Annotated in this window: 23 protein-coding genes and 1 tRNA gene; 10 read left to right on the plus strand and 14 right to left on the minus strand. The window is 69.6% G+C overall.

The genetic code is table 11. The features are described from left to right. Positions 1-57: 57 nt before the first annotated feature. Positions 58-1,068 (minus strand): VOC family protein, encoded by a 1,011-nt coding sequence (locus tag NQ151_RS14450; RefSeq protein WP_257508928.1) that lies wholly within the window; start codon positions 1,066-1,068, stop codon positions 58-60. Between the two features lie 155 nt (positions 1,069-1,223). On the opposite strand from NQ151_RS14450, the gene NQ151_RS14455 reads away from it, so the two are divergent. Further along, entirely contained in the window at positions 1,224-2,252 is a 1,029-nt protein-coding gene (locus NQ151_RS14455; RefSeq protein WP_257528523.1) for a LysR family transcriptional regulator, read from the plus strand. Positions 2,253-2,368: 116 nt separating this feature from the next. Here NQ151_RS14455 and NQ151_RS14460 read toward each other — a convergent pair. Then, a tRNA-Ser gene (locus NQ151_RS14460) sits at positions 2,369-2,459 on the minus strand. Between the two features lie 110 nt (positions 2,460-2,569). Between NQ151_RS14460 and NQ151_RS14465 the strand changes: the two genes are divergently transcribed. From NQ151_RS14465 to NQ151_RS14480, 4 genes are all read left to right on the plus strand, one after another. Then, complete coding sequence (locus tag NQ151_RS14465) at positions 2,570-3,070, plus strand: MarR family winged helix-turn-helix transcriptional regulator (protein ID WP_257508926.1); 501 nt, start codon at positions 2,570-2,572, stop codon at positions 3,068-3,070. Between the two features lie 42 nt (positions 3,071-3,112). After that, positions 3,113-3,913 (plus strand): SDR family NAD(P)-dependent oxidoreductase, encoded by an 801-nt coding sequence (locus tag NQ151_RS14470; RefSeq protein WP_257528524.1) that lies wholly within the window; start codon positions 3,113-3,115, stop codon positions 3,911-3,913. A 99-nt stretch (positions 3,914-4,012) separates the two neighbouring features. Then, positions 4,013-5,410 (plus strand): MFS transporter, encoded by a 1,398-nt coding sequence (locus NQ151_RS14475; RefSeq protein ID WP_257528525.1) that lies wholly within the window; start codon positions 4,013-4,015, stop codon positions 5,408-5,410. Positions 5,411-5,442: 32 nt separating this feature from the next. Next, positions 5,443-6,396 carry an L-lactate dehydrogenase gene (locus NQ151_RS14480; RefSeq protein WP_257528526.1) on the plus strand — a complete coding sequence of 318 codons (954 nt, stop codon included), beginning with the start codon at positions 5,443-5,445 and terminating at the stop codon, positions 6,394-6,396. Here the strand turns inward: NQ151_RS14480 and NQ151_RS14485 are convergent, their stop codons facing one another. Genes NQ151_RS14485 through NQ151_RS14505 form a run of 5 tightly spaced genes read right to left on the minus strand, consistent with a single transcriptional unit; the run spans position 6,397 to position 12,709 of the window. Next, positions 6,397-8,028, minus strand: coding sequence for a dipeptide ABC transporter ATP-binding protein (locus tag NQ151_RS14485; RefSeq protein ID WP_257528527.1), 1,632 nt, complete (start codon positions 8,026-8,028; stop codon positions 6,397-6,399). Next, the gene (locus tag NQ151_RS14490) at positions 8,025-8,822 is read right to left on the minus strand and encodes an ABC transporter permease (protein WP_257508921.1); all 798 of its coding nucleotides are present in this window, start codon (positions 8,820-8,822) and stop codon (positions 8,025-8,027) included. Before NQ151_RS14490 ends, NQ151_RS14485 begins: the two co-directional genes overlap by 4 nt. After that, positions 8,819-9,841, minus strand: coding sequence for an ABC transporter permease (locus NQ151_RS14495; protein WP_257528528.1), 1,023 nt, complete (start codon positions 9,839-9,841; stop codon positions 8,819-8,821). Before NQ151_RS14495 ends, NQ151_RS14490 begins: the two co-directional genes overlap by 4 nt. Further along, positions 9,841-11,448 carry an ABC transporter substrate-binding protein gene (locus tag NQ151_RS14500; RefSeq protein WP_257528529.1) on the minus strand — a complete coding sequence of 536 codons (1,608 nt, stop codon included), beginning with the start codon at positions 11,446-11,448 and terminating at the stop codon, positions 9,841-9,843. Before NQ151_RS14500 ends, NQ151_RS14495 begins: the two co-directional genes overlap by 1 nt. A 49-nt stretch (positions 11,449-11,497) precedes the next feature. Beyond that, the gene (locus tag NQ151_RS14505; protein WP_257528530.1) at positions 11,498-12,709 is read right to left on the minus strand and encodes an amidohydrolase family protein; all 1,212 of its coding nucleotides are present in this window, start codon (positions 12,707-12,709) and stop codon (positions 11,498-11,500) included. Positions 12,710-12,936: 227 nt separating this feature from the next. On the opposite strand from NQ151_RS14505, the gene radA reads away from it, so the two are divergent. Continuing rightward, positions 12,937-14,301 carry a DNA repair protein RadA gene (gene radA, locus NQ151_RS14510; RefSeq protein ID WP_257528531.1) on the plus strand — a complete coding sequence of 455 codons (1,365 nt, stop codon included), beginning with the start codon at positions 12,937-12,939 and terminating at the stop codon, positions 14,299-14,301. A 7-nt stretch (positions 14,302-14,308) separates the two neighbouring features. Here radA and NQ151_RS14515 read toward each other — a convergent pair whose 3' ends face one another. From NQ151_RS14515 to NQ151_RS14525, 3 genes are all read right to left on the minus strand, one after another. Then, complete coding sequence (locus tag NQ151_RS14515; RefSeq protein WP_257508916.1) at positions 14,309-14,716, minus strand: dehydrogenase; 408 nt, start codon at positions 14,714-14,716, stop codon at positions 14,309-14,311. Between the two features lie 254 nt (positions 14,717-14,970). Then, the gene (locus tag NQ151_RS14520; protein ID WP_257528532.1) at positions 14,971-15,648 is read right to left on the minus strand and encodes a hypothetical protein; all 678 of its coding nucleotides are present in this window, start codon (positions 15,646-15,648) and stop codon (positions 14,971-14,973) included. Between the two features lie 51 nt (positions 15,649-15,699). Beyond that, positions 15,700-16,200, minus strand: a complete 501-nt coding sequence (locus tag NQ151_RS14525; protein ID WP_257508914.1) for an amino-acid N-acetyltransferase — start codon at positions 16,198-16,200, stop codon at positions 15,700-15,702. 127 nt (positions 16,201-16,327) lie between these two features. Between NQ151_RS14525 and NQ151_RS14530 the strand changes: the two genes are divergently transcribed. Further along, positions 16,328-18,859 (plus strand): circularly permuted type 2 ATP-grasp protein, encoded by a 2,532-nt coding sequence (locus NQ151_RS14530; RefSeq protein WP_257528533.1) that lies wholly within the window; start codon positions 16,328-16,330, stop codon positions 18,857-18,859. Continuing rightward, positions 18,856-19,737 (plus strand): transglutaminase family protein, encoded by an 882-nt coding sequence (locus NQ151_RS14535; RefSeq protein WP_257508912.1) that lies wholly within the window; start codon positions 18,856-18,858, stop codon positions 19,735-19,737. The genes NQ151_RS14530 and NQ151_RS14535 overlap by 4 nt, the downstream gene beginning before the upstream one ends. Before the next feature lie 54 nt (positions 19,738-19,791). Here NQ151_RS14535 and NQ151_RS14540 read toward each other — a convergent pair whose 3' ends face one another. Next, the gene (locus NQ151_RS14540) at positions 19,792-22,323 is read right to left on the minus strand and encodes an ATP-dependent Clp protease ATP-binding subunit (protein ID WP_257508911.1); all 2,532 of its coding nucleotides are present in this window, start codon (positions 22,321-22,323) and stop codon (positions 19,792-19,794) included. A 189-nt stretch (positions 22,324-22,512) separates the two neighbouring features. Here NQ151_RS14540 and NQ151_RS14545 point away from each other — a divergent pair, with 189 nt between their 5' ends. Further along, entirely contained in the window at positions 22,513-23,133 is a 621-nt protein-coding gene (locus NQ151_RS14545) for a DUF2975 domain-containing protein (protein ID WP_257528534.1), read from the plus strand. Continuing rightward, positions 23,130-23,366, plus strand: coding sequence for a helix-turn-helix domain-containing protein (locus NQ151_RS14550; RefSeq protein WP_257528535.1), 237 nt, complete (start codon positions 23,130-23,132; stop codon positions 23,364-23,366). Before NQ151_RS14545 ends, NQ151_RS14550 begins: the two co-directional genes overlap by 4 nt. 263 nt (positions 23,367-23,629) lie before the next feature. Here the strand turns inward: NQ151_RS14550 and NQ151_RS14555 are convergent, their stop codons facing one another. From NQ151_RS14555 to NQ151_RS14565, 3 genes are all read right to left on the minus strand, one after another. Next, on the minus strand, positions 23,630-24,370 hold the full coding sequence (locus NQ151_RS14555; RefSeq protein WP_257508908.1) for a hypothetical protein: 741 nt from the start codon (positions 24,368-24,370) through the stop codon (positions 23,630-23,632). A gap of 62 nt (positions 24,371-24,432) precedes the next feature. Next, positions 24,433-25,899 (minus strand): cardiolipin synthase, encoded by a 1,467-nt coding sequence (gene cls / locus NQ151_RS14560; protein ID WP_257508907.1) that lies wholly within the window; start codon positions 25,897-25,899, stop codon positions 24,433-24,435. Between the two features lie 45 nt (positions 25,900-25,944). After that, positions 25,945-26,148 carry a hypothetical protein gene (locus NQ151_RS14565; protein WP_257508906.1) on the minus strand — a complete coding sequence of 68 codons (204 nt, stop codon included), beginning with the start codon at positions 26,146-26,148 and terminating at the stop codon, positions 25,945-25,947. Positions 26,149-26,202: the final 54 nt, after the last annotated feature.

A 26,202-nucleotide genomic window follows, 5' to 3' on the forward strand; every position in this document is an offset into this window, starting at 1 on the left:
CCGGCGTCCCAGGGCGGCAGCAACACGGCGGCCGCCCCGGGACAAAACGAGCAGCGCTCAGCCGTGACGGGTGTACGGGTTCAGCAGCGCGGCCTTGATCTCGTCGGGAACGCCTTCCTCCGTGGCGGTGGGCCCATCGGCGGGCGGGAACGACTCCGTCATCGACATCGGCATCGCAGCGTTGCGGTACACGTTGCTCGACCCCAGCGACGGTTTCCACGTCTGCGGCTCCCAGTCGGGCACGTAGTTGCGGTAGCCGCCGGTGTTCAGCTCGATCCGCATGCTCGAGGGCTCGCGGTAATAGAGGAAGCTCTGCTCGCCGATGCCGTGGATGGAAGGCCCGTACTCGATCGCGGTGCCACGCTCCATGAGGACGTCGGCGGCGATGAGCAGCTCCTCGCGGGTGTCGACCCAGAAGGCGTAGTGGTTGACCCGCCCGGCGCGCGAGGAACCGTCGAGCACGACGCCGAGGTCGTGCGACTTCTCGTTCGTGGTGAGCACCGAGAACACCGAGATGGGCGCCTCGTCGAGCACGGTACGCGCCATGATCCGGAAGCCCAGCACCTCGTTGTACCAGCGCGCGAACCCGTCGACGTCGCTCGCGGCGATCGTGACGTGGTCGAGCTGGCGCGGAGCGCCGGCGACATGACTGCGCTTTTCGGGCCGGTCGGGGTAGATCGACGCGGCCGACGGCTCCGCGCGGTGCCGAGTGACATCCCAGTGCAGCGTCATCGAGTGCCCCCACGGACCCGTGAAGCGGTAGGCGCGACCGATCGCGTGCTGCTCGACCCATTCGCCCTGCACCCCGGCGGCCTCGATCCGGCGCACGGCCTCGTTCAGCGCCTCGGCGCTGGAGGTCCGCCACGCCATCGTCGCGAGCGACGGTTCGTCACCGGGCACCACCACGAGTGAGTAGGCGTAGTAGTCGCCCCAGCAGCGCAGGTAGACGGCGTCGCCCACGCGCTCGACTTCGGTGAGCCCGACCTGGTCCCTGTAGAACTCCACCGATGCCTCGACATCCGTCGACGTGATCGTGACGTACGAGAGGTGAGAGAGAAGCATGATCATCCTTGACCTTTCCGAAAGGGCTCCGTGCGCCCCGTCCTTCCACTATCGACGCCGTCGACTTATCAGGGAACACCCGGTTGTCGATGCCGGGCATCGATCCCATTTATAGTGGCGGGATACTCTTCGGCACCGTCGCCGTCCCTTAAGGAGTCGCCATGGCAGAGAAGCCACCGCTGTCCCGATTGGACCTCAATCTGCTCACGGCGCTGGACGCGCTCCTGACCGAACGCAGCGTCACGAGGGCGGCACAGCGACTGCGACTGAGTCAACCGGCACTCTCGGCGTCACTGGCGCGTCTGCGCACGCATTTCTCCGATCCGATCCTCACCCGCCGTGGCCACGAGTACGAGCTCACGCCGCTGGCCATCCGCCTCCTCGAACACACCTCCATCGCGTTGGAGATGGCGCGGCGCGTGTTCGAGAGTCAGACCGAGTGGGTCCCGAGCACCTCGACCCGGGAGTTCTCCGTCTACGGATCCGATTACGGATTCGCCACGATCGGGCAGGCGGTGTCGAAACTGGCCGCGGCGCGGGCGCCCGCCGTGAAGCTCCGCTTCATGCTCCACTCACCGCAGATCATCGAGAACATCGAGGAAAGGCTCCGCTCGACCGATGCCCTTCTCCTGCCGCACGGCTTCGTCGCCGACCTCCCACACCTCACGTTGAACAAGGACTATTGGGTCGTCCTCGCAGCCACCTCCAACAACAGCATCGGAGCGACGCTGAGCATGGCGGACATGGCCGCCGCACCATGGGTCTACACATACCAGTCCCGCACCGCCTTCACCTCCGTCAGCCAGCAGCTGCAGCACCTCGGCGTCGAGCCGCGCGTGGAGGCCGTCGTGGAGAGTTTCCTGTCGCTGGCACCGTTCATCTCGGGAACCCGCCGCCTCGCGATGGTGCAGTCGCGACTCGCCGACCTCCTCGTCGGCATGGGCGGGGTTCGCGCGATAGAGCCCCCGTTCGACCCGACCCCCATCAGCAACGCCCTGTGGTGGCATCCGATCCACACGCACGATCCGGAGCACATCTGGATGCGGCAGCAGTTCGTCGAGGCGACGGCTTGTGATCAAGACGCGAAGGTCGCAGCGGGCAGGCTGCAAGCGCCCGTGAACACTGTTCGCTATCGAGTCAGTCGCTTTCGAGAGTCGACCGGCTCGACATCCGGCGCTCGGAGAATCTGATGGCGCTGAGAACCGAGTAAAAACGGGCGGATCCGGGCCTCGACAGAGACCTGAACCCGCCCGTTGTTTCCCATTCGTTCAACGGAACTCAGAAGTACCGTCTGATCAGGGATTTATGGCGGTGACGGTGGGATTTGAACCCACGGTAGGGGGTTACCCTACACAACTTTTCGAGAGTTGCACCTTCGGCCGCTCGGACACGTCACCGCGGACAATCCTACGTGACGCCAGGCCCGGCCGCCAATCGCGCCTGCGCGCCCCCGGAGCGGCCTCGGCATTTAATTGCCTGAGGCAACTACCTGGCATAGGATCGGCGGATGGACACGCCAACGAAGGCCCCCGCTGCCGAAGCAGTCCTGCTGTCCTCGCTCACCCGCCTGATGGCGCAGTGGTCCTCGCTCACCCGCCAAGAGGCCATCGCCCGTGAGGCCGGCCTGACCATCGACGCCGGCGACATCCAGCCGGTCTACATCCTCGGCCTCGGCGGCCCCCAGCGCGCGAGCGACCTTGCGACCAACCTGCGCGTGACGCGTCCGACCATGAGCAAGCAGCTCTCCCGGCTTGACGCCGCCGGCCTGATCGCCAAGTCGCCCGACCCCGCCGACGGGCGCGCGACGATCGTCTCGCTCACCGAAGCGGGCGCACGGGTGTTCGCCCTCCTGGTAGCCCAGGGCCTCGAGATGATCGACGGCGCCCTCCACGACTGGGATGCCGCCGAGCGGCGCACCTTCGCCGAACTCACCCTGCGCTTCGTCAGGGCGGTGGGCATCGACGTTCCCCCTGATTTCCCACCCGTCCGCCACCACGCGGCGACCTGAACCACGGCCCCCACCCCGGGCCCACAAAAGAAAGAGGCACCCATGCCCCGCACCTACATCGTCACCGGATCGGCATCCGGCATCGGCGCGACCACCGCCCAGCTGCTGCGCGACCGCGGCGAGCGCGTCATCGGCATCGACCTGCGCAACGCAGACATCGAAGCCGACCTGTCCACCGGCGAAGGCCGCACGCAGGCCGCAGCGAGCGCCATCGACCTCGCCGGCGGCACGATCGACGCCGTCATCGCGTGCGCCGGCATCGCCGCACCCATCCCGAAGACCATCTCGGTCAACTTCTTCGGCGTCACCGAACTGCTCGAAGCTCTCCTGCCCGCACTGGCGAAGTCCGACGCCCCCCGTGCCGCGGTCGTGTCGTCGATGGCGTCGCTGCAGGCCCACTCCACCGAAATGGTCGACGCCGCCCTCGCCGGCGACGAGTCACGCGCGCTCGAGATCGCCGAAGGCCTCACCGCGCAGGGCCCGAAGGTCGGCTACCTCGTCTACCCGTCCTCGAAGCGCGCGCTGTCCCGCTGGGTCCGCCGCGAGGCGATCACGCCCGCCTGGGCCGGCGCCGGCATTCCGCTGAACGCGGTCGCCCCCGGCACCGTCATCACCCCGATGACCACCGAGCTGCTGAAGAGCCCCGAAGGCGCCGCGATGGTGGATGCCTCGGTGCCCATGCCGTTGAACTACCACCAGCCGGCCGAGTCGATCAGCAACCTGCTCATCTGGCTCACCAGCGTGGAGAACACCCACCTCGCCGGCCAGGTCATCTACAACGACGGCGGCGCAGACGCGTCGCTGCGCGGAGATGACATCTGGGCCTGGGCCGACACGCACTGAACCCGACAGGGCGATGGATGCCGCACCCCGGCATCCATCGCCCTCGTTCCGATCCGCCACCACCTGCCCCTGCGTCCGCAGCCGGTCTAGCGTGAGGGCATGTCCCCGTCGATGACACGGCAGCAGCAGCTCGTCGTCGCCGTCGCGGTGCTCGCCTCGTTCGTCGCGTTCCTCGACGGCAGCATCGTCAACGTCGCTCTCCCGGCGATCAGCCGAGAGTTGGGCGGCGGGCTGACCACCCAGCAGTGGACCGTCGATGCGTACCTGATCACCCTGGGCGCGCTGATCCTGCTGGCCGGCTCCGTCAGCGACGCGTACGGGCGCATCCTGGTGCTGCGCATCGGGCTGATCGGGTTCGCCGTGGCATCCGTCGCGATCGCCCTCGCGCCCGACCCGGTGCTGCTGATCGTCGCCCGCGCCGTACAGGGCGCCGCCGGCGCGTTCCTCGTGCCGAGCTCGCTCGCGCTCATCACCTCCAGCATCCGCGGACCGCTGCAGGCACAGGCGATTGGCGTCTGGACCGCGCTGACGACTGCCGCCACGATCGCCGGCCCCGTCGTGGGCGGGCTGTTCGTCGACTACCTGTCGTGGCGCTGGGCGTTCGTCGTCAACGTCGTGCCGATCGTCATCACGTTGTGGCTGCTGCCGCGGCTCGAGGTGCGCGACGAGCGCCGGGCGGGTGCCTCGATCGACTGGCTCGGTGCGTTCCTGTGCACCCTGGGCCTGGGGGGCATGGTCTTCGCGCTCATCGAGCAGCCGAATCTCGGGTGGTCGTCGACCGCGATCTGGCTGCCGCTGGTGCTCGGGATCGCCCTGTTCGCCGCATTCCTGTGGCGCCAGGGCACGGTGCGCAACCCCATCCTGCCGCTGGGGCTGTTCCGGGTGCGCAACTTCTGGACCGGCAACCTCGCGACGGCGTTCATCTACGGCGCACTCTCCCTGAACGGCTTCGTCGTGGGTGTGTATCTGCAGCAGGGCGCGGGTCTGACCGCGACGCTCGCGGGCCTGGCGAGCATGCCGACGACTCTGCTGCTGATCGTGCTGAGCTCGCGGGTGGGGGTGCTGGCCGGACGCATCGGCCCACGGCTGTTCATGACAGTGGGCCCGCTGGTCATGGCGGCCGGGTCGCTGCTGCTGCTGACGGTCGGGGTGGACTTCGACTACTGGTGGCAGGTGCTGCCGAGCATGCTGGTGTTCGGGCTGGGCCTGGGCATCACCGTGGCACCCCTGACGGCGGCGATCCTCGGCGCGATCGAACCGGAGAGGTCGGGCATCGCCTCGGCGGTGAACAACGCCGTCGCGCGCGTGGCCGGCCTCATCGTGATCGCGATGCTGGCGGCGATCGTGGGCGGTTCGCTCGACCTCGAGGGCTTCCACCGCGCCGCGATCGCGACGGCCGCACTGATGGCGGCGGGCGGCGTCGTGTCGTTCCTCGGCATCCGCAATCCCGTTCGCGACCCCGGTGCCGACAGCGACGCGCGTTCGGCACCCCGGTAGTCAGCGGCATCCGGTCCTGCGAGACTGAGGCCATGAGCGTCATCGAGAACTCGAAACTGACCGTCGTCGGCGCCGGCAGCGTCGGATCGTCCACCGCCTATGCCGCTCTCATCCGCGGCTCCGCGCGCCACATCGCGCTCTACGACATCGCCACTGAGAAAACCGAGGCGGAGGTGCTCGACCTCGCCCACGGCACGCAGTTCACCGGGTCGAGCGACATCATCGGCGGCAGCGACATCTCCGTGGCAGAGGGCTCGCACGTCATCGTGATCACGGCCGGGGCCAAGCAGAAGCCGGGGCAGACCCGCATCGAGCTCGCCGGCACGAACGCGAACATCCTGAAGTCGATGATGCCGAAGCTGCTGGAAGTCGCCCCCAACGCCGTGTTCGTCATCGTGACCAACCCCTGCGACGTGCTCACCGTGCTGGCACAGGAGGCCACCGGGCTTCCCCCGGAGCGGATCTTCGCGTCGGGGACGGTGCTGGACACCTCCCGCCTGCGGTGGAAGCTGGCCCAGCGCGCCGGCGTCGCATCCACCAGTGTGCACGCCTACATCGTGGGCGAGCACGGCGACACCGAGTTTCCGCTGTGGTCCAAGGCGTTCATCGGCACCGTGCCGATCCTGGATTGGGAGACCGAAGGCCACCCCCGGATGACGGTGGACGAGCTCGACCAGATCGCGATCGACGTGCGGGATGCCGCGTACAAGGTGATCCAGGGCAAGGGCGCGACCAACTACGCGATCGGGTTGTCCAGCGCCCGCATCGTGGAGGCGGTCCTGCGCGATGAGCACGCGGTCATGCCGGTGTCCACGGTGCTCGAGGACTTCCACGGGGTCTCCGGCGTCGCCCTGTCGGTACCGTCGATCGTCAGCGCGGGCGGTGCCATCCCTATCTACGAGACGCAGTTCTCGCCGAGCGAGCTGCAACTGTTCCGCCACTCCGCCGACGCACTGCGCACCGTGGCCGACGAACTGCGCGGCTGATCACGCGGCGCGCTCGGCGTCGTCAGGACACGCGCGTGCCGGGATGGACCCGATCAGTTCCCGCGTGTAGTCGTGGGTGGGCTGCTGGAAGATCTGCTCCAGTGCCCCCTGCTCCAGGATGCGCCCATCGCGCATGACTGCGACGCGGTCGGAGATCTGGCGGATCACCCCGAGATCGTGCGAGATGAACAGGTACGTCAGGCCGTGCTCTGCCTGCAGATCGACCAGCAGCTGGAGCACCTGCTCCTGCACTGAGACGTCCAGTGCCGAGACCGGCTCATCGAGCACCACCAGCTCCGGCCGCAGCGCCAGCGCTCGGGCGATCGCCACCCGCTGCCGCTGCCCGCCTGACAGCTGGGCGGGGCGACGGGTGAGCATCTCCGGGGCCAGGCGCACCTGAGCCAGCAGTTCGCGCACGGTTGCGCGCGTCTGGACCCGATCGGCGCCGAAGGCCCGCAGGGGTTCGGCGATGAGCCCGGCCACACTCATCCGCGGATCAAGCGACCCGAACGGGTTCTGGTAGACGACCTGGATCCGCCGGCGCAGCTGCCGCAGCTCGCTGCCGCGCAGCCCGGTGATGTCGCGGCCGTCGAACGCGACGGTGCCGGTGTCGGACTCGATGATGCGGGCGACCATGCGCGCGGTCGTGCTCTTGCCCGACCCCGACTCGCCCACGAGGGCGAAGGTCGACCCGCGCGGGACGGAGAACTCGACCGCTTCGACGGCGGCCACGCCGCGCGCACCCGTTCCGTAGGTCTTGCCCAGCCCGCGCACGTCGAGAAGGGGCGGTTCGCCGGCTGGTGCGGTGCGGGTCGCGACGCCGACGCTGGGCTGCAGCCGTCCGCTGTGCAGCCCGGGAGCGGCGGCCACCAGCCGCCGGGTGTAGTCGTGCTGCGGTGCCGCGAGCACGTCGCGGGACCTGCCGCTTTCGACGATCTCGCCGTTGTGCACGACGACGATGCGATCGGCACGATCGGCGGCGACGGCGAGATCGTGCGTGACCAGCAGCACCGCGGTGCCGTGCGCGGCCGCGAGCGCCTGCATCCGGTCCAGCACATGACGCTGCACGGTGGCATCCAGAGCACTGGTGGGCTCGTCGGCGATGACCAGATCGGGTTCACAGGCCCACGCGATGCCGATGAGGATGCGCTGCCGGAGGCCTCCGGATAGCTCGTGCGGGTACTGACCGGCACGCCGGGCCGCATCGGGGACGCCGACCTCGGCGATGATCTCGATCGCGCGAGCGGCGGCATCCGCCTTCGACAGGCCGCGGTGGCGGCGCAGGCTCTCGGCGATCTGCTCCCCCACGCGCATCAGGGGGTTGAGGCTGTTCGAGGGGTCCTGCGGAACGAAGCCGATGCGCCGACCGCGCAGGCGTCGCAGCGCGCCGACGGACGCGGTGCGCAGCTCCACGCCATCGAAGCGGATCTCGCCGCCGCGGATGTGCGCCTCCACCGGCAGCAGCCGCATCAGGGCGTGCGCGATCGTGCTCTTGCCCGACCCGGACTCCCCCACCACCGCGACGATCTCGCCGGCGTCGATGTCGAAGTCGACGCCGCGCACGGCCGGGTGGGCGCGGCGTCCGGTGCCGTAGTCCACGCGCAGTCCGCGCACCTGCAGCAAAGCGGTCATCGGTCACCTCGGATCGATCGGGCCACGCTGTTCACCGACAGCACGACGGCAAGGATCACCGCACCGGGCAGCAGACTCAGCCACGGCGCCGTCGCGACGAAATCGCGCCCGGCCGAGACCAGGGCGCCCCACTCCGGCGCGGGCGGCTGGGCGCCGAAGCCCAGAAAGCTCAGCGCCGACACCGACAGGATGGCCAGAGCCAGCTCCATCGCCGCCATCGCGACGATGGGCCGGGCAGCGTTGGGCAGCACGTGTCGCGCGAGGACAGCCGGGCCGCGGACCCCGAGGGTGCGAGCGGCTTCGACGTACTCCTCCGCCCTCACCCGCAGCACCTGGGCGCGCATGATCCGCGCGAACGAACCCGCGGCCCCGAGCCCTACGCCGAGCGCGATCGAGAGCGGGCCGAATCCCAGGGAGGCGACCACGATGAGGGCAAGCAGGATGCCGGGAATGGCGATGAGGACATCCACGAACCGCATGATCACGAAGTCCACCGGGCCGCCGAGGTATCCGGTCACCAGTCCCACGATCGAACCGATCACGAGTCCCGCGACCACCGCGAGAACGGCGGCGGACAGCGACAGCCGCGCCCCGTGCACCACGCGGGAGAAGACGTCCCGGGCGAGGTGATCGGTGCCGAAGAGGTGCTCGGCGCTGGGCGGGGCGAGCCGCGCGGTCCCGACGGAGGCGAACGGGTCGTAGGGGGCGAGCAGCTGCGGGACCATCACGGCGACGACGACCACCGCGAGCGTCAGGATCGACAGCAGCAGCCCGGGTTTGCGCAGGACATTCATCGGGTGGCCGCCTTCCCGGTGCGCAGCCGGGTGCGGGTGCGCGGGTCGATCACGCCGTACAGACCGTCGACGATGAGAGTGACGACCGCGTACACGGTGGCCACGACCACCACGACGCCCATCACGACGTTGACGTCGCGCGCGAGCACGGCGTCGACGGTGAGACGGCCGATGCCGTCTCGCGAGAACACCGTCTCGACCACCGCGGTGCCGCCGGCGAGATAGCCGATCTGCAGGCCGATGATCGTGATGGAGGGCAGCAGCGCGTTGCGCAGCACGTGACGGGTCACGACGGTGCGCTGCGTGAGACCCTTTGCGTTGGCGGTCGTGACGAACGGGCTCGCGCCGGCGTCGAACACCGCCGCCGAGAACACCTGGAAGAAGATGGCACCGGTGGGAAGGGCCAGCGTGATGCCCGGCAGCACGATGCTGGCGAATCCGTCGGTGCCGGATGCCGGGAACCAGCCGAGCCCGAAGGAGAACACGCTGATCAGCACGAGACCGGTGAGGAAGGCGGGGATGGCGATGCCCAGCGGTGGGATCTGGGCGACGACGTCGCGCAGCCACGCGGGTCGGGCGATGTAGGCCCACACCGTGAAGGCGAGCGCGACGACGAACCCGGTGACGAGGGCGAAGACGGCGACGGCAGCGGTGTGGGGGAACGCCCGGCCGATCATGTCGATCACCGGCTGACCGGTGGCGATCGAGATGCCGAAGTCGCCGGCGAACAGTCCCAGGAACCCGGTCAGGTACTGCTGCCACACCGGGCCGTCCAGCCCGTAGCGGGCCCGGAGGGCGTCGAGTTCAGCGGGATCGGTGGAGGTGGCGTCCCCGCCGCGCAGGGAGAGCGCGGCGAGGACGGGGTCGCCGGGCAGCGCGTGCATCAGCAGGAAGGCGACGGAATAGGTCGCCCAGATCACGAAGAGGCATTGCAGGATCTTCGGGACCAGGAAGCGGGCGATCGCTCGCGCGCCGCCTTCCCCGTGCGCTGGTGCTGCGCGCTGCTCCGGCGACGCCATCAGTCCGAGACGACCCGCGTGTCGTACAGGTGCAGGCGGGCGGCCGAATCGAAGGTGATGCCCTCGACGCCGGCACGCGAGCCGTGCAGCTGCACCGTCTCCAGCGTCGGGATCACGTACGCCCGCTCGGCGACGATCTGCTGGATGTCGTCGACGAGCTTCTGGCGCGCGTCGGCATCCGCCGTCTGCGCCTGCTCCTGCAGGAGCGCCTCCAGCTCGGCGTCGTCGACGATGCCCCAGCGGGCCGCAGACTCGGTCGACAGCAGCGTGCGCAGCGCGTCGGGGTCGGTGCGGGTCAGCGCCGCACCGAGGGCGTCGTAGTCGCCGGAGGCGACCGCTCCGAAGAAGTCGCCGGAGGACACCATCTTCAGCTGCAGGTCGATGCCGGCCTCGCGCAGCTGCATCTGGGCCGCCTCGAGCACGTCCTGGGCGTAGAACGCCGTGACCGTGACCGTGAGCGGCTCGCCGTCCTTCTCGTAGATGCCGTCCTCGCCGAGGCTCCAGCCGTCGCCCTCGAGGAGTTCCTCGGAACGGTCGGCGTCGAAAGCGAGCACGTCGCCGAGGTCGGTGAATCCGGGGGTCGAGGAGGTGAGCACGCTGGTGGGCGCCGAGCCACTGAGCGACCCGGTGAGCACATTGATCTGCTCACGGTCCAGCGCCGCCGAGATGGCCTGGCGCACTGCCTCGTCGGCCAGCGGGCCGCGCGTGGTGTTCAGCACCAGCGAGTTCGGAATGCCCGGGTTCGCCTTGGCGTACAGGCGGTACTCGTCGGTGCCGAAACGCGACTCATCGACATACGGCACGTCCTGGATGACGTCGTACTCGCCGGATTCGAGTCCGCCGGTGCGCACGCTCGGCTCGGCGATGATCGGGAAGCTGATCGAGTCGAGGTGGGCCTCCCCCTCGTGCTCGCGCAGCTGGGACGCCCAGTCGTAGCCTTCGCGTCCCACCAGTCCGACCGCGTCGTTGGGCACGTAGGACTCCAGCACGAACGGCCCCGACCCGACGACGGCCTGGCAGCGGTCCTCGGCGGAGGCGGCAACCGTCTCGGCGGACAGGATGCCGAGCGACATGGTCGTGGCCCCCTGCTGGAACTGCACGTTGGGTGCGGAGAAGGTGACCGTGAACGTGCTGTCGTCGGCGATCGCGGTGCCCTCGTATCCGGCGAGGTAGCCGTTCGCGAGGGAGGCCGACGCGCCGAGGGCGACGATGGCGTCGAAGTTGGCCGCGACGACCTCGGAGGTGAGCGCCGTGCCGTCACTGAACGTGACGCCCTCGCGCAGCGTGAAGGTGTACGAGGTCAGGTCGTCGCTGGCTTCCCACTCACTGGCCAGCCACGGCACGATCTCACCGGTGTCGGGGTTCTGGTCCAGCAGCGAGTCGGCCAGCTGGCGTCCGACGATGAGCGAGGTGGTCACCGAGGTCTGCTGCGGGTCCAGGCAGGTCGGGTCCTCCTTCAGCGCGAAGACGATGTCCTGCGCGAGGTCGGCGGCAGGTGCCGACGACGTCTCGGCACCGCCGGAGCATCCGGCGAGAGCGACGACGGCCAGGCCGGCGGTCAGCGAGGCGGCGATGCGTCGTGCGTGGCGGGGGCGTGAGTGGGTCACGGTTTCTCCTTGATTGCCAGGGGGTTCTCGGTGAGGGGGACGCGCAGGATCACGCCGGCATCGCGCCGGCGACCAGCTGCCCGCGGGCGACGACCGCGACGACGTTCTCCGCCGTGAGGACGTCGATGTCCTCCCACGGGCGGCCGCGTACGATCACGAAGTCCGCAGCCTGACCTGGCTGGAGCCGTCCGACAGTTCCGGTGAGCCGGAGCGAGTCGGCCGCATCGGAGGTGCCCGCCCGGAGCGTGCGCTCCGAGGACCAGTCGAATGCCCGCTTCATCAGGCGAAGCTCCTCGAGCTGGTCGCCGAATTTCACCATGATCCCGTTGGCGTCGGTGCCGAGGACGAACCGGATGCCGGCTGCTGCCGCTCCGGCGAAGTTCGCGTCGCGCTCGGCCACGACGGCGCGCGCCTTCTCGGCTGCCTCGTCGCTGACGGGGATGCGGCGATCGGCGATGGCGTCGTTGATCAGCAACGTGGGCGCGACCGGGATGTTCCGCTCGAGGAGCGTGTCCCAGTGCCGCTGCAGGATGCCGGTGCCGTGCTCGAGGGAGTCGACCTCGAACTTCAGCGCGATGTCCACGCCTTCGGCGGTGTGGGTGTGTGCGGCCACGAGCATGCCCAGCGCATGGGCCTCGTCGACCGTCGCCGCGATCTCCGCGTCGGTCTGGTTGCGCCAGCCCACCTTGTCCCCGACGGAGAGGACCCCGCCGCTGGTGAAGATCTTGATGCCGTCGGCACCGGAACGCGCCCATTCCCGCACGAGCTTGCGGCATTCGTCGGGCGAATCGGCCACCGGCGGGCGGTGCGGGTAGTGCGGCGGCACGAAGAGGTCACCGTGACCGGCGGTCATGCCGACGGGGCCGTGGACGAGCACGCGCGCCCCCGGGATGAGACCGGCGCGCAGTCCCCGCGCAGCGGACAGCTGCACTTCGCCGCCCGCCAGCTCACGCAGGGTCGTGACGCCCGCGGCGGCGGCGGTGCGCGCGTGAGCGACCACATGCAGGGACCGCTCCGACGCCGGGGTGATCAGCGGCCAGGTCATCCAGTCCACCGCGGATGCCGCGGCGGCGGAGTCCAGGTGCACGTGCGTGTCGATGAGGCCGGGGATGATGCTGAACTCCGCGGGCGGGGCCTGCGTGGCCTGCACCGGGGTGACCGCGGTGATGCGGTCGCCGGCCCACTCGAGCTGGGCGGGACCGCGATCGAGGTCGCCGTCCCACAGGGTCAGGCCGGTGACGGTCTGCGGATTCGCGGGCACGACGGAACTCCTTGGAACAACGGTGTGGGGGGTGGACGCGACAAGCGCGTCGCTCACCACGCTATGGGTTGCGCGATACCGCACCTCGCCAAATGACGCCGTTCGGCGCGAGGGTTTACCGTCCCGAAACATTGCGAGGGGTCGATTTTCCGGGGCGCGCCCGCGCCGCTATCATCTGCTCCCGCGCCGCGGACGCCGGTGTCCGACCCGCCCCGTAGCCTGAATGCATGGCCACACGACGCGCAGCGACCACCGCGCCCTATCGCTGCACGGAGTGCGGCTGGACGACCCTGAAGTGGGCCGGGCGCTGCGGGGAGTGTCAGCAGTGGGGCACCGTGGTCGAGGCTGCCGAGCAGGCCGGCATCATCCGCACCATGGCCCCCGTCGCCCCCGGGGCGGCGCGCGTCGCGCGGCCCATCACGCAGGTGCAGACGCAAGAGGCCTCGCGCACCACCAGCGGCATCGGCGAGTTCGACCGCGTGCTGGGCGGCGGACTCGTTCCCGGCGCCGCGATCCTGCTCTCCGGCGAGCCCGGTGTCGGCAAGTCGACGCTGCTCACCGAGGTCGCCGCGCAGAGCGCCCGCGTGGGCCGGCGGGTGCTGTACGTCAGCGCGGAAGAGTCGCTGGGGCAGGTGCGACTGCGCGCCGAACGCACCGGAGCCCTGCACGACGAGCTGTACCTGGCCAGCGAGACCGACCTGGCGACGATCCTCGGCCACATCGACCAGGTGCAGCCGCACCTGCTCATCGTCGACTCGGTGCAGACGGTGTCCTCGTCACTGTCCGACGGCATGGCGGGGCACCCCGGGCAGGTGCGGGAAGTGGCGACCACGCTCATCCGCGTGGCGAAGGAGCGGGACCTCCCCGTGATCATCGTCGGGCACGTCACCAAGGACGGCTCCATCGCGGGGCCGCGCATCCTCGAGCACCTGGTCGATGTCGTCTGCCACTTCGAAGGCGACCGGCAGACGTCGCTGCGGTTCGTGCGGGCGCTGAAGAACCGGTTCGGCGCCACCGACGAGGTGGGCTGTTTCAATATGACCGGCGCGGGCATCGCCGAAGTTCCCGACCCGAGTGTGCTGTTCCTCGGTCAGGGCGCCCCCGAACCCGGTACGTGCGTCACGATCGCCCTCGAGGGCCGGCGCGCGCTGCCGGTCGAGGTGCAGGCGCTGACTATGGCCACCGGTGCGCCCAACCCGCGGCGCATCGTCAGCGGTGTCGACGGGTCACGGGTGGCGATGATCCTCGCGGTGCTTGAGAAGCGCGCGAACATCACGGTGTCCAACCTGGACGTCTACGTCTCCACGGTGGGAGGCGTGCGCCTGACCGAGCCCGCTGCCGACCTCGCGATCGCGCTTGCCGTCGCCAGCGCCGTGCGCGACCGTGCCCTGCCGTCCAAGCTCGCCGCGATCGGCGAACTCAGCCTCGCCGGCGAGATCCGGCCCGTCACCCAGCGCGACCAGCGCCACGGCGAGGCCGCGCGGCTGGGTTACCGCACGGTGCTCGACGCGTCGAGCAAGACCCTGCGTGACGCGTTGCGCGACTTGCCGCGCATGCACCGCGTCGAGCCGGGCGACTCCCCCGGGTTCTGAGCGTCGCTCACGCGTCGAGCGCGGCGATGAGGTCGGTCGGGGTCGCCTGCAGCGGGTGGGGTCCGGCGATGTCGAAGAACACCGTGGTGATCTGCTCCTCGTGGGCGCTGAGGAATGCGCGCAGCCACCCGGGGGACTGCAGCGCAACACCCGGGGGCAGCGTCGCCGGCTTGTTCTTCGCGTCACTGAACAGCAGCAGCGCGATATCGCCGGTGCGAGGGTCGCGGTAGGTCCACACTTCACCGACGTCCAGCGGGTTGTCACGCTGACCCGGGCGCATGAGCGGCACCACCGTCGGGCCGTGGCGCAGCGCGAACGCGACGGCTGCCATGTCCTGCGTCTGCAGTGCATCGGCCAGCTGCGTGTTGCGGAACTGCTCGGACGCCGAGGGCTTCGCTTTCTTCTTGCCGGCCATCGCTCCAGCCTACCGATGACAAAAGAAGGGGCCCTCTCGGGCCGCCCATTGGGGACTGGGGGACTCGAGAGGGCCCATGGTTCACCGCAGCTGGATTTCCCGATGCGAAACTCTTGGGGAGGGTTTCACTCAACTGCTGGGGACAGCGGGGACAGCGTGCGAGAACTTGGTATAAGCGTACGACACCCCCACTCGGGCGGGCTGTCCCCTCTTTGGGGGACAAACAGTGAGAATCCTCTTAGATACCCGCCGGGTCAATGGAGCAGGAACTGCTTGCTCGTGGTGGATTCGATCCCGCCGATCGCCACCCGCAGGTGGAACGACGACCCGCCGCCGGGTGCGCTCTGCCGGCCGGTCTCGCCGCAGGTCGACACCGACGAGCGGGTGCGGTCCCACGTCAGCGGCGCGGCGCTGGTGACACTCTGCCCGGCGTCGATCGTCACGATCTGGTCGCTCGGCTCGGTCTGGCAGTCCGTCGAGCGCCACCAGACGTCGTCGCCGCTGCTGATCGTGAACGTCTGGGTCGTGGTGCCGACGTTGATCGTGCAGGGCACACCGCCGTTGTTGGTGAGCGAGATCGACAGCTGCGGGTTCTCGCCCGCCGCGTAGGTGTCCTTGTCGGTGAGCCCGGCGACCTCGATCGCCGCCGTCTCGCACTCCGCCACTGCGCCGGCAGTGTCCTCCGACGCGGATGCCTCGGGCGACGGCATCGGTGGGGTCGACGGTGCGGGCGAGCCGGTCGGGGTGGATGTCGGGGTGCTCGTCGACACCGGAGTCTTGCGATCATCGGGTTCGCTCGCGCCGGCGTTCCACGGCTGCCACACCAGCAGCAGCACGATCCCGGCGATCACGACGATCGCCGCCAGCAGCACCAGCAGCCGGCGACGACGATAGACGGCGGGGGAATGCCGGCGACGGACGGGATCGGACATGGCTCTAGGCTACGTCGCGGCATCCTGCCCGCGCGGCGGGCGCGCGGCGTTTTACAGGTGCTTGAGCATGCGCGTGTTGCCGAGGGTGTTCGGCTTCACGTGCGCCAGATCGAGGAACTCGGCGATGCCCTCGTCGGGGCTGCGCAGCAGCTGGGAGTACACGTCGGGGTCGACGATGTGCTCACCGATGGGCGCGAAACCGCGGGCGCGGAAGAAGTCCACCTCGAACGTGAGGCAGAACAGCCGCGACAGGCCCAGTTCCCGGGCGTCGTTCTCGAGGTGATCGACGATCGCGCGGCCGACGCCACGGTGCAGCCAGTCGTCCACCACGATGAGCGTGCGCACCTCACCGAGGTCTTCCCACAGCACGTGCAGCGCGCCGCACCCGACGAGCACACCGTCGGATTCGGCGACGACGAACTGCTGCACCGATTCGTACAGTACGACGATGTCCTTGCCGAGCAGAATGCGCCGCTGCACATAGGGGTCGAGCATCGCCAGGATGCCGCGGACGTCGGAGGTACGTGCGGCGCGGACGGTGAAACTGCTCACCGTCTCACCCTACGCCGCCGCCTGGACCGGGCCGCCGTGCCGCGGTGCCCGCCGCTCCTCCGGTAAGTTTCATAGCGCGCGCTGACCGGCGCCGCTCACCGACCGGAGGAGGTCCGAAGGCGTGAGTGTGCTGCGCGATTATGCGACGGCGGTGACCCAGCCGACGCTGCCGTTCGCCGTACCGGCGAGCCACGACGGGGTTTTCGCCCCGGATGCCGTGGCGCGGTACGACGAGGTCATCTCCCCCGACGGCGGGCTGCGCCCGGGGTGGAAGGCCATGGCAGACCTGGCTCTTGCCCTCACCCCCGACGAGCTGCGCCGCGTGGAGGGTGAGATCACCCGGTTCCTCGCCGATGACGGCGTGACGTATGTGACCCCGGATGCCGGCGCCCAGCCGTGGCAGCTCGACCCGATGCCGCTCGTGATCGACGCCCCGACGTGGGCGCGGCTGGACGTGGGGCTGGCTCAGCGCGCCGAGCTGCTCAACGCCGTGCTGAGTGACCTGTACGGCCCGCAGACGCTGCTGTCCTCCGGCACGGTGCCCGCCGCGACCGTGTTCGGCCACTCCGGGTTCGCCCGGCCGGTGGCCCGTCCCGGCGTCATCGACATGCAGCCGCTCCTGCTGTCGGCCACCGACCTCGGCCGCGACGCCGACGGCGAGTGGCACGTGCTGGCCGACCGCGTGCAGGCGCCGTCGGGTCTCGGGTACGCCATGGAGAACCGCCGCGTGATCGCGCAGGTGCTGCCCGATCTGTACCAGGAGAGCGACCTGCACCGGATGGAGCCGTACTTCTCGGCTCTGCGTGCCTCGTTGCTGGATTCGGCCCCCGGCGTCGCCTCACCGCAGGTCGTGGTGCTCTCCCCCGGCCCCCACTCCGAGACGGCCTTCGACCAGGCGTTCCTCGCCAATGCGCTCGGCATGCCGCTGGTTCAGGGCAGCGACCTGGTCGTGCGCGACGGCTGGGTGTGGATGAAGCCGGCCGGCTGGCCGAGCACCCCGCCGCGGGAGCGCGTCGACGTGATCGTGCGACGCGTGGATGCCGAGTGGTGCGACCCGCTGGAGATGCGGGCCGACTCCCGGCTCGGCGTGGCGGGCCTTGCCGAAGCGGTCCGGCGCGGGCGCGTGCGCCTGGTCAATGGACTCGGCGCGGGAGTGCTGGAGAACCCGGCGCTCATGCCGTTCCTCCCCGCCGCGTGCGAGATGCTGCTGGGAGAACAGCTGCGGCTGCCGTCGGTGGGGACGCTGTGGTGCGGCGACCCCGATGCACGGGAACGCGTACTCGAGCGCATCGCCGCAGGCGACCCGCACCTGATCGTGCGGACGATCGACGAAACCCGTGCGGCGCTGTCCGGAGCCGACGCGGCCGAGCTGACCGCCGGCATCCTCGCCGCCCCCTATCGCTACGTCGGCCAGGACCTGCTGCCGCTGTCGCAGGCCCCGGTGTGGGCGGGCGGCACTCGAGCCGCCGCGCGACCGCTGGTCTTCCGCAGCTTCACCCTCCGCTACGGGTCGGCCTACCGCCCGCTCGTCGGCGGGCTGGCGACGGTGCGCAGCGGCATCGAGGCGCGGCCGACCACCAAGGACGTATGGGTCCTCAAGGCCTCGGCGGACGATCCGGACCAGGGTCTCGTCGAGAGCGTGCCCCTGGCCTTCGGCCCCTCGGTCCCGACGCTGGCGCCGCGCGCGCTTGCGGACATGTACTGGGCCGGGCGGTACGCCGAACGCGCAGAGGACCTGCTGCGCCTGCTGCTGACCGCGCACCACCAGCTGGAGCAGGTCAGCGGCCACCACGGCCCGGAGGCGATGGAGAGCACACGGGTGCTGCTGGACGCACTGCACCGGCTGGCGGGCAGCCGGTTCGCCGATCCGGATGCCGAGCTGCGCTCCCTGCTGCTGGACACCGACCGCCTCGGCAGCGCCGCCCATGCCGTCGCGCGCCTGCGCGATGCCCTGGAGGGCGTGCGCGACCAGCTCTCCGGCGACACCTGGCGGGTGTTCTCGAACGTCGACCGCGCCACCCGCGCGCTGCGCTCCGCGCCCCACGCCCACCGCACCGCGGAATCAGCCGGGCGCATGCTCACTGCGGTGCTGTCGCTGCAGGGCGTCACGGCGAGCATGATGCGCGACTCCGGCTGGCACATGATCGAAGCAGGGCGGTGCCTGGAGCGCGCCCTGCAGCTGTGCCATCTGCTGGTGGGCACCGCGACGCGCCGCCGCGCCATCCGTGCCGACCGCGAGGTGCTCGAGGCCATGCTGACGGCGGCGGAGAGCATCGTCACCTACCGCCGCCGCTACCGCGGGTCGCTGCGCACCGCCGACGCCCTCGACCTGCTGCTGCTGGATCGCGACAACCCCCGCTCGCTCATGTTCTCGCTCGATGCCCTGGGCACCCACCTCGCGGCCATGCCCGCCTCGACCGGATCGACCCGCCCGGAGCGGCTGCGCGAGCACCTCGAGCGGGAACTGGCGAGCGCCGACATCGCCGCGTTGACGGCAGCGGACGGCGAGCACCGCTCGGCGCTGACGGAGTTCCTCGTCGATGCCATCGCCCAGCTCGAGCAGCTGGCCGAGGCCGTCGCGCACGTGCACTTCGAAAGCGGTCCTCCGCCGCTGGCGCTGTCGTCGCTGGCCCTGATCGAAGAGCAGGCCCGCGCATGAGGTACCGGGTGTGGCACCGCACCGCCTACGCGTACAGCGCGGAGGTCGAAGACAGCGTGGGACTGTTCCACCTGGTGCCCCGCGACCTGCCGTGGCAGCGCGTGCACGACCACGCGGTGACCGTCGATCCGAATCCGGGCGACGTGAGCGGGGACGTGGACTACTTCGGCAACTCCGTGACCTACTTCCACCTCACCGACCCGCACGGCACCCTCGTGATCGAAGCATCCAGCGATGTCACCGTCGACCCGCCCGCGTACGACGAGCAGGTCCTCGCGCAGCCGTGGGAGCGGGCCCGGCCGCTGCACCACCCGCAGACACCGGGCGCCTGGCGGGCCACCGAGTACGCGCTGGAATCCGCCCGGGCGGCGCACGTGCCCGAGGCGACGCACTACGCCGCGGCATCCCTTCTGCCCGGCCGACCGCTCGGTGAAGCGGTGACCGACCTGATGCGCCGCATCCACGCCGACTTCGCCTACGACAGCACCGCCACGACCGTCACCAGCACCGTCGCCGACGTGCTGCGCACGCGCGCCGGGGTGTGCCAGGACTTCGCCCACCTCGCGCTGGCGTGCCTGCGCGGCCACGGCGTGGCCGCCCGATACGTCAGCGGGTATCTGGCGACCCAGCCGCCGCCCGGCAAGGAGCGGGTGTTCGGTGCCGACGCGTCGCATGCGTGGCTGGCGGTGTGGGTCCCCGGCACCGACGAGTGGCTCGCGATCGACCCCACCAACGACCAGTGGGCCGACGACCGCTACGTCACCGTCGCGTGGGGCCGGGACTACGGTGATGTGTCGCCGGTGAAGGGCATCATCGTGACCGAGGCGAAGACCTCGACGCTGCGCGTGTCGGTCGACGTCGCGCCCGTCTCGGCCTGAAACGAAGAAGAGCGGATGCCGGGTGCCATCCGCTCTTCTGTCGTGTGGTGATCCTTACGCGGTGTCTCCGCCTGCGATCAGGTCGGGGGTCGCGGCAATCTCGCCCGCCGTACCCACGCCTACCGCGACCTTCTCGCCGCGCGGGGCGCTCTCGAAGGTGAATCCGGTGGCGTTCGAATCGACCTTCACGTGGTCGCCGGCGTGGAGCTCGCCGTGCAGGATCCGCTCGCTGAGCTGGTCCTCGATCTCGCGCTGCATGGCGCGGCGCAGCGGCCGGGCCCCCAGCGTCGGGTCGAAGCCGATCTCGATGAGACGGTCCGCCGCGGCCGGCGACAGCTCCAGCGTCATGTCGCGGTCGAGCAGGCGCTCGCTCAGACGCTTGGTGAACAGGCCGACGATCTGACGCAGCTCGTCCTTGTTCAGCTGCGGGAACACGATGATGTCATCGAGACGGTTGAGGAACTCGGGCTTGAAGTGCCGCTTGAGCTCCTCGTCCACCTTGCCCTTCATCCGGTCGTACGACGTCTGCGCGTTGCCCTCCACCTGGAAGCCCACCGGGCCGCCCGCGATCGCCGACGAACCGAGGTTTGTCGTCATGATGATCACAGTGTTCTTGAAGTCGATGACGCGGCCCTGACCGTCGGTCAGGCGTCCCTCCTCCAGGATCTGCAGCAGCGAGTTGAAGATGTCAGGGTGAGCCTTCTCGATCTCATCGAACAGCACGACCGAGAAGGGCTTGCGGCGCACCTTCTCGGTGAGCTGACCGCCCTCTTCGAACCCGACGAACCCGGGAGGGGCTCCGAACAGGCGCGAGACGGTGTGCTTCTCACCGAACTCGCTCATGTCGAGCGAGATCAGCGCGTGCTCGTCGTCGAAAAGGAACTCCGCCAGCGCCTTGGCCAGCTCGGTCTTTCCGACGCCCGTGGGGCCGGCGAAGATGAACGAGCCGGAGGGGCGCTTGGGGTCCTTGAGCCCGGCGCGCTGACGACGGATCGTGCGCGACAGCGCCGCGATCGCCTCGTCCTGGCCGATGACGCGCTGGTGCAGCGCCTTCTCCATGAACACCAGGCGGCTGGACTCCTCCTCGGTGAGCTTGAACACCGGGATGCCGGTGGCCTGAGCGAGCACCTCGGCGATCAGGCCCTCGTCGACCACCGCGTGGCTGGCGACGTCACCGGAGCGCCACTGCTTCTCCAGGCGCAGCCGCTCGGCGAGCAGGGACTTCTCCTCGTCGCGCAGCGACGCGGCCTTCTCGAAGTCCTGCTCCTCGCTGGCGCGCTCCTTGTCCTCGCGGACCTTGGCGATCTTCTCGTCGAACTCGCGCAGCTCGGGCGGGCTCGACAGGATCGACAGGCGCAGGCGGGCGCCTGCTTCGTCGATCAGGTCGATGGCCTTGTCGGGGAGGAAGCGGTCGCTGACGTAGCGGTCGGCCAGGTTGGCCGCCGCGACGATCGCGCCGTCGGTGATCTGCACCTTGTGGTGCGCCTCGTACCGGTCGCGCAGGCCCTTGAGGATGTTGATCGCGTGGGGCAGGCTCGGCTCGGCAACCTGGATCGGCTGGAAACGGCGCTCCAGCGCGGCATCCTTCTCGAAGTGCTTGCGGTACTCGTCCAGCGTGGTCGCGCCGATCGTCTGCAGTTCACCGCGGGCGAGCAGGGGCTTGAGGATGGATGCCGCGTCGATCGCGCCCTCGGCCGCACCGGCACCGACGAGGGTGTGGATCTCGTCGATGAACACGATGATGTCGCCTCGGGTGCGGATCTCCTTGGTGACCTTCTTCAGGCGCTCCTCGAAGTCACCGCGGTAGCGGGACCCCGCGATGAGCGACCCGAGGTCCAGCGAGTAGACCTGCTTGTCCTTCAGCGTCTCGGGCACCTCGCCCTTGACGATCGCCTGCGCGAGCCCCTCGACGACGGCAGTCTTGCCGACGCCGGGCTCGCCGATGAGGACCGGGTTGTTCTTCGAGCGGCGCGAGAGGATCTGCATGACCCGCTCGATCTCCTTCTCGCGGCCGATCACCGGGTCGAGCTTGTTGTCGCGGGCTGCCTGGGTGAGGTTGCGGCCGAACTGGTCCAGCACCGCCGACCCGCCCTGGGCGGGCGAGCTCTGCTCACCGGGCCCGGCGGCGACGCCTGCGGGCTCCTTGCCCTGGTAGCCACTGAGCAGCTGGATGACCTGCTGGCGCACCTTGTTCAGGTCCGCGCCGAGCTTGACCAGCACCTGCGCGGCGACGCCTTCGCCCTCGCGGATCAGCCCGAGCAGGATGTGCTCGGTACCGATGTAGTTGTGGCCCAGCTGCAGCGCCTCGCGCAGAGACAGCTCAAGCACCTTCTTGGCACGCGGCGTGAACGGGATGTGCCCCGTCGGCTGCTGCTGGCCCTGCCCGATGATGTCCTGCACCTGCTCGCGCACGGCATCCAGCGAAATACCCAGCGATTCGAGCGCCTTGGCGGCCACCCCCTCGCCCTCGTGGATGAGGCCGAGCAGGATGTGCTCGGTGCCGATGTAGTTGTGGTTGAGCATCTTCGCCTCTTCTTGGGCGAGCACAACCACGCGACGGGCACGGTCCGTAAATCTCTCGAACATCGTCGACTCCTTCAAGCGCACAGTTCTGGCGCTTACGCAAAAGGGTAACGACCGAAGCAGGGCGTTATGCCCGTTGTTCGCCACGGGCGGATGCCGGACCGGTTCTGGGGTCGGTGTTGAAGTGTGCATCGATAGTCGTTATGTTAACGACTGTCGATAACAACGATATTCGTTATACGGAGGAGTTTCATGCGCACTGCATCCACCCGGCCCGTCGTGTCGAAGGGTGACCGCTGGGCCCTGATGGCACTGATGATCGCCGGCCTTGCCCTCGCCGTAGGCTCTGTCATCGCCGCGGTGGTGCGGATCGTCGAGGTGCTGTCGGGACGCGCGATCGAGGTGTTCGCGGAGTTCGCGGGCACCCCCGCTCTCGCGCCGATCGGCGTCGACGGCGCGGACGTCCCGGTGGGCCTGGACACGGCGGTGCTCACCGTGGACAACCTGCCGGCGGCATCCGTCGGCGCGATCGTCATCCAGCAGGTGCTGATGGTGCTCACGGTCGTGACCGTCGTGGTGTGCCTGCTGCTGCTGGCGCGTGGCGTGCTGCGCGAGCGGGTGTTCAGCCGCGTGAACACGCGGCTGGTGACGGTGGCGGGGATCACCGCGCTGCTGGGCGCAGCGGTGTACCCGTTCTTCGGGAACATGGCCGCCAACGGGGCGTTCGCCGCGCTGTCGGAGCGCACCTTCGACAACGTCCTCATGACGGTGGATCTCAGCACCCTGCTGATGCTGGCGTTCGTGGCGGGGCTGGCATCCACCGTCTTCGCCGTCGGCGACCGGCTGCAGCGCGAGACCGAGGGGCTGGTATGAGCCCCGCGGAGGACGACGGCCCCAGCGGCATCCACTGCCGGCTGGACGAGCTGCTCGCCGAGCGCGGGATGACCCTGGCGCGGCTGTCGGAGCTGGTGGGGGTGTCGGTGGTGAACCTGTCGGTGCTGAAGAACGACCGCGCTCGCGCGATCCGGTACTCGACGCTGTCTGCGGTGTGCCGGGCTCTCGATTGCGAGGTCGGGGACCTGCTGGTGCGCGCCGACCCGCGCTGACCCCGCTCCGGCGCCGCGCGCGCACGCCGGCGCCGGCACCACACCCCGCTCGGTCGTCGCAAAAGGACCCTCACAGCCCGCGGAAGGGCCGAACGTGACGACCGAGCCGCGGGGCATCCGACGCCGGCCACGCTCGGTCGTCGCAAAAGAACCCTGACAGCCCTCGGGGAGGGCCGAACGCGACCACCGAGGCGTTGGGCATCCGGCCGCGGGGCCCCGGGCGCGGCGCGGGCCGGCGCGGCCCGCGGCCCCGCCCCCGCGGGTCAGCCGAGGATCGTCGTGGTCACCGGGGTCTCGAACGCGGGCCCGCCGCCGGTGAGGGTCAGGGTCACCGGTGCGTCGTCCTCGAGGTCCTCGCCGGCGACGGCGAGCACCGCGCGCGGAGCCATATCCATCGTGCACATCTGGTCGGCCTCGGGCTCGGCGAAGGTGACCATGACCGCGTCGGGCGCCGTCACCTCAATGCCCTCGATCGACGGCACGCACGTCGATGAGCCCCACGTAAGGATCACGAAGGCGTCGTCGTCCACCCAGCCGGCGCTGGGGAGGTAGTCCGTCTCGCCCGACGGCGGGGTCGCCCCCACCATGCCGTCGAGATCGGTGTCGCCCCGGTAGCCGTCGCCGGTCACCGTGATCTCCAGGTCCTGCGACGGGTCGACGCCCTCCGGGACGGCGACCACCGTCACCCGTGGGGCCATGTCAGCCGTGCAGACGGCGTCATCCGGCGGGTCCACCAGGGTCACCTCGAGCACGCCGGCAGACGATACCGTCGCGGCATCCGCGATCGGCACGCACGTCGACGATCCCTGCGTGACGATGCCGATCATGCGCCCGGCGTCGAGCCAGGCGGCATCCACCTCGGCCTCGGTCACCGCACCGGCACCGGAGTCGCTGTCACCGGTCGAACCGGGCTCAGGCGAAGTCGTCGCGCACGCCGAGAGCGAGCCGACCAGCAGCACCGCGAGACCCGCGGCGGCGAGGAGCGAAGAAGAGCGAGGGGTCATCGCTCCATCTTGACGGCTCCGGCTGAACGACGCAGGAAAGATCGGTCACGACGTGGTAACACTCATTGCAGCGCCGAGGTGAGCCGCGCGAGGTTGTCCAGCACCGTCGAGCGCAGCGGCTGCTGCTCCCACTCCTCGAGCGTGAGCTCGCGGCTGAGCTCGCGGTACATCTGCTCGACATCGCGCATCTCGCGGACGTATTCCTCGCCGCGCACGAGCATGGAGACCTCCAGGTTCAGACCGAACGAGCGCATGTCCATGTTGCTCGACCCGATGACCCCCACCTCGTCGTCGACGGTCATCGACTTGGAGTGCAGGATGTAGGGCTTGCGGTACATCCAGATGCGCACCCCGGCACGCAGCAACGCCTCGTAGTAACTGCGCTGCGCGTGGTAGACGATGGCCTGGTCGCCCTCCTCCGAAACGAACAGCTGCACGTCGACGCCGCGCTGGCAGGCGGTCGTGATCGCCAGCAGCATCGATTCGTCGGGCACGAAGTACGGGCTCACGATGATCAGCTTGCGCTGCGCGGCATACATCAGGCTCAGGAACAGCTTGAGGTTGTTCTCGAACTCGAAACCGGGGCCCGACGGGATGATCTGGCAGTCCAGATCGCCCGGGGCGGACTGCACCGAGAACAGGTCGATCTCATCGGTGAGTATCTCGTCGGTCTCGCTGAACCAGTCGGACAGGAACACCGCGTTGATGGATGCCACAACGGGGCCTTCCACGCGCATCATGAGGTCGACCCAGCGCAGGCCGCGGCGGATGTTGCGGCGCAGGTTGTAGGTGGAATCGGTGATGTTCTGCGACCCCATGTAGGCGACCCGGCCGTCAACCACGAGCAGCTTGCGGTGGTTGCGCAGGTCGGGCCGCTGGTATTTGCCCTTGAACGGCTGCACCGGGAGCATGAGCTCCCAGTGCGCGCCCATGGCGGTGAGCCGGCGCAGCGTCTGTTTGTAGAAGGGCTTGCCGCGGTTGGCCCAGTGGTCCATCAGCACCCGCACCGTCACGCCGCGGGCGCACACCTCCTCGAGCGCGCGGAAGAAGTTGTCCGTGGTGGCGTCCGTCTGCAGGATGTAGAACTCCACATGCACGTAGCGCTCGGCGGCGCGGATCGCGTCGGCCTGCTCGTCCAGCGCGGTGCGGTAGTCCGCGATCAGGTGCGCGGAGTTGTCACCCGCCAGCGGCATGGCACCGAGGTTGCGGTTGAGGGTCACCGTGGAGGTGAACCACTCCGGGGCATGCGGGCGCAGCGTGCCGAAATCGAGGTGCTCGCTGGTCTCGTGGATGTACGCGTTGATCTGGTCCTGCTTGCGGCGTCGCTTGCGCGGCAGCCGCGGGTTCCCGATCAGCAGGAAGAGGAAGACGCCCACGAAGGGGATGAAGTAGATCGCCAGCAGCCAGGCCATCGCGGCCGTCGGACGCCGATTGCGGGGAATGACGATGATCGCCGTGATGCGCACGATGATGTCGACGACGAAGGCGAGGATGACCCACCATGTCCAGTCGAAAGTGATGCTGATCACTTTCCCCCCTCGCTCGTCACTTCGTCAGCGTAGCGAGGGTGGCGCTCATCCGGCGCTGCGGGGCACTCCCACGTCGGCGGCGGCAGGGGGCATGCCGCGCTTGGCACGTTCCTCGGCCTCGATGCGGGCGTGCACACGGCGCTCGGTGCGATCCATCCGCAGGATGCCGCGGAGGATGAACCAGAACGCGAGCGAGACGACCAGGGTGGGCAGCAGCGCCCATGCAACGGCGGCCCACATGCTATCCATGTCCCCATCGTACGTGGTCCGCCGGCGACGCCTCCTGCACCGGTGGCAATCCGG

This window comes from Microbacterium sp. zg-YB36, assembly GCF_024623575.2.
In the GTDB taxonomy this organism is placed as follows: Bacteria; Actinomycetota; Actinomycetes; order Actinomycetales; family Microbacteriaceae; genus Microbacterium.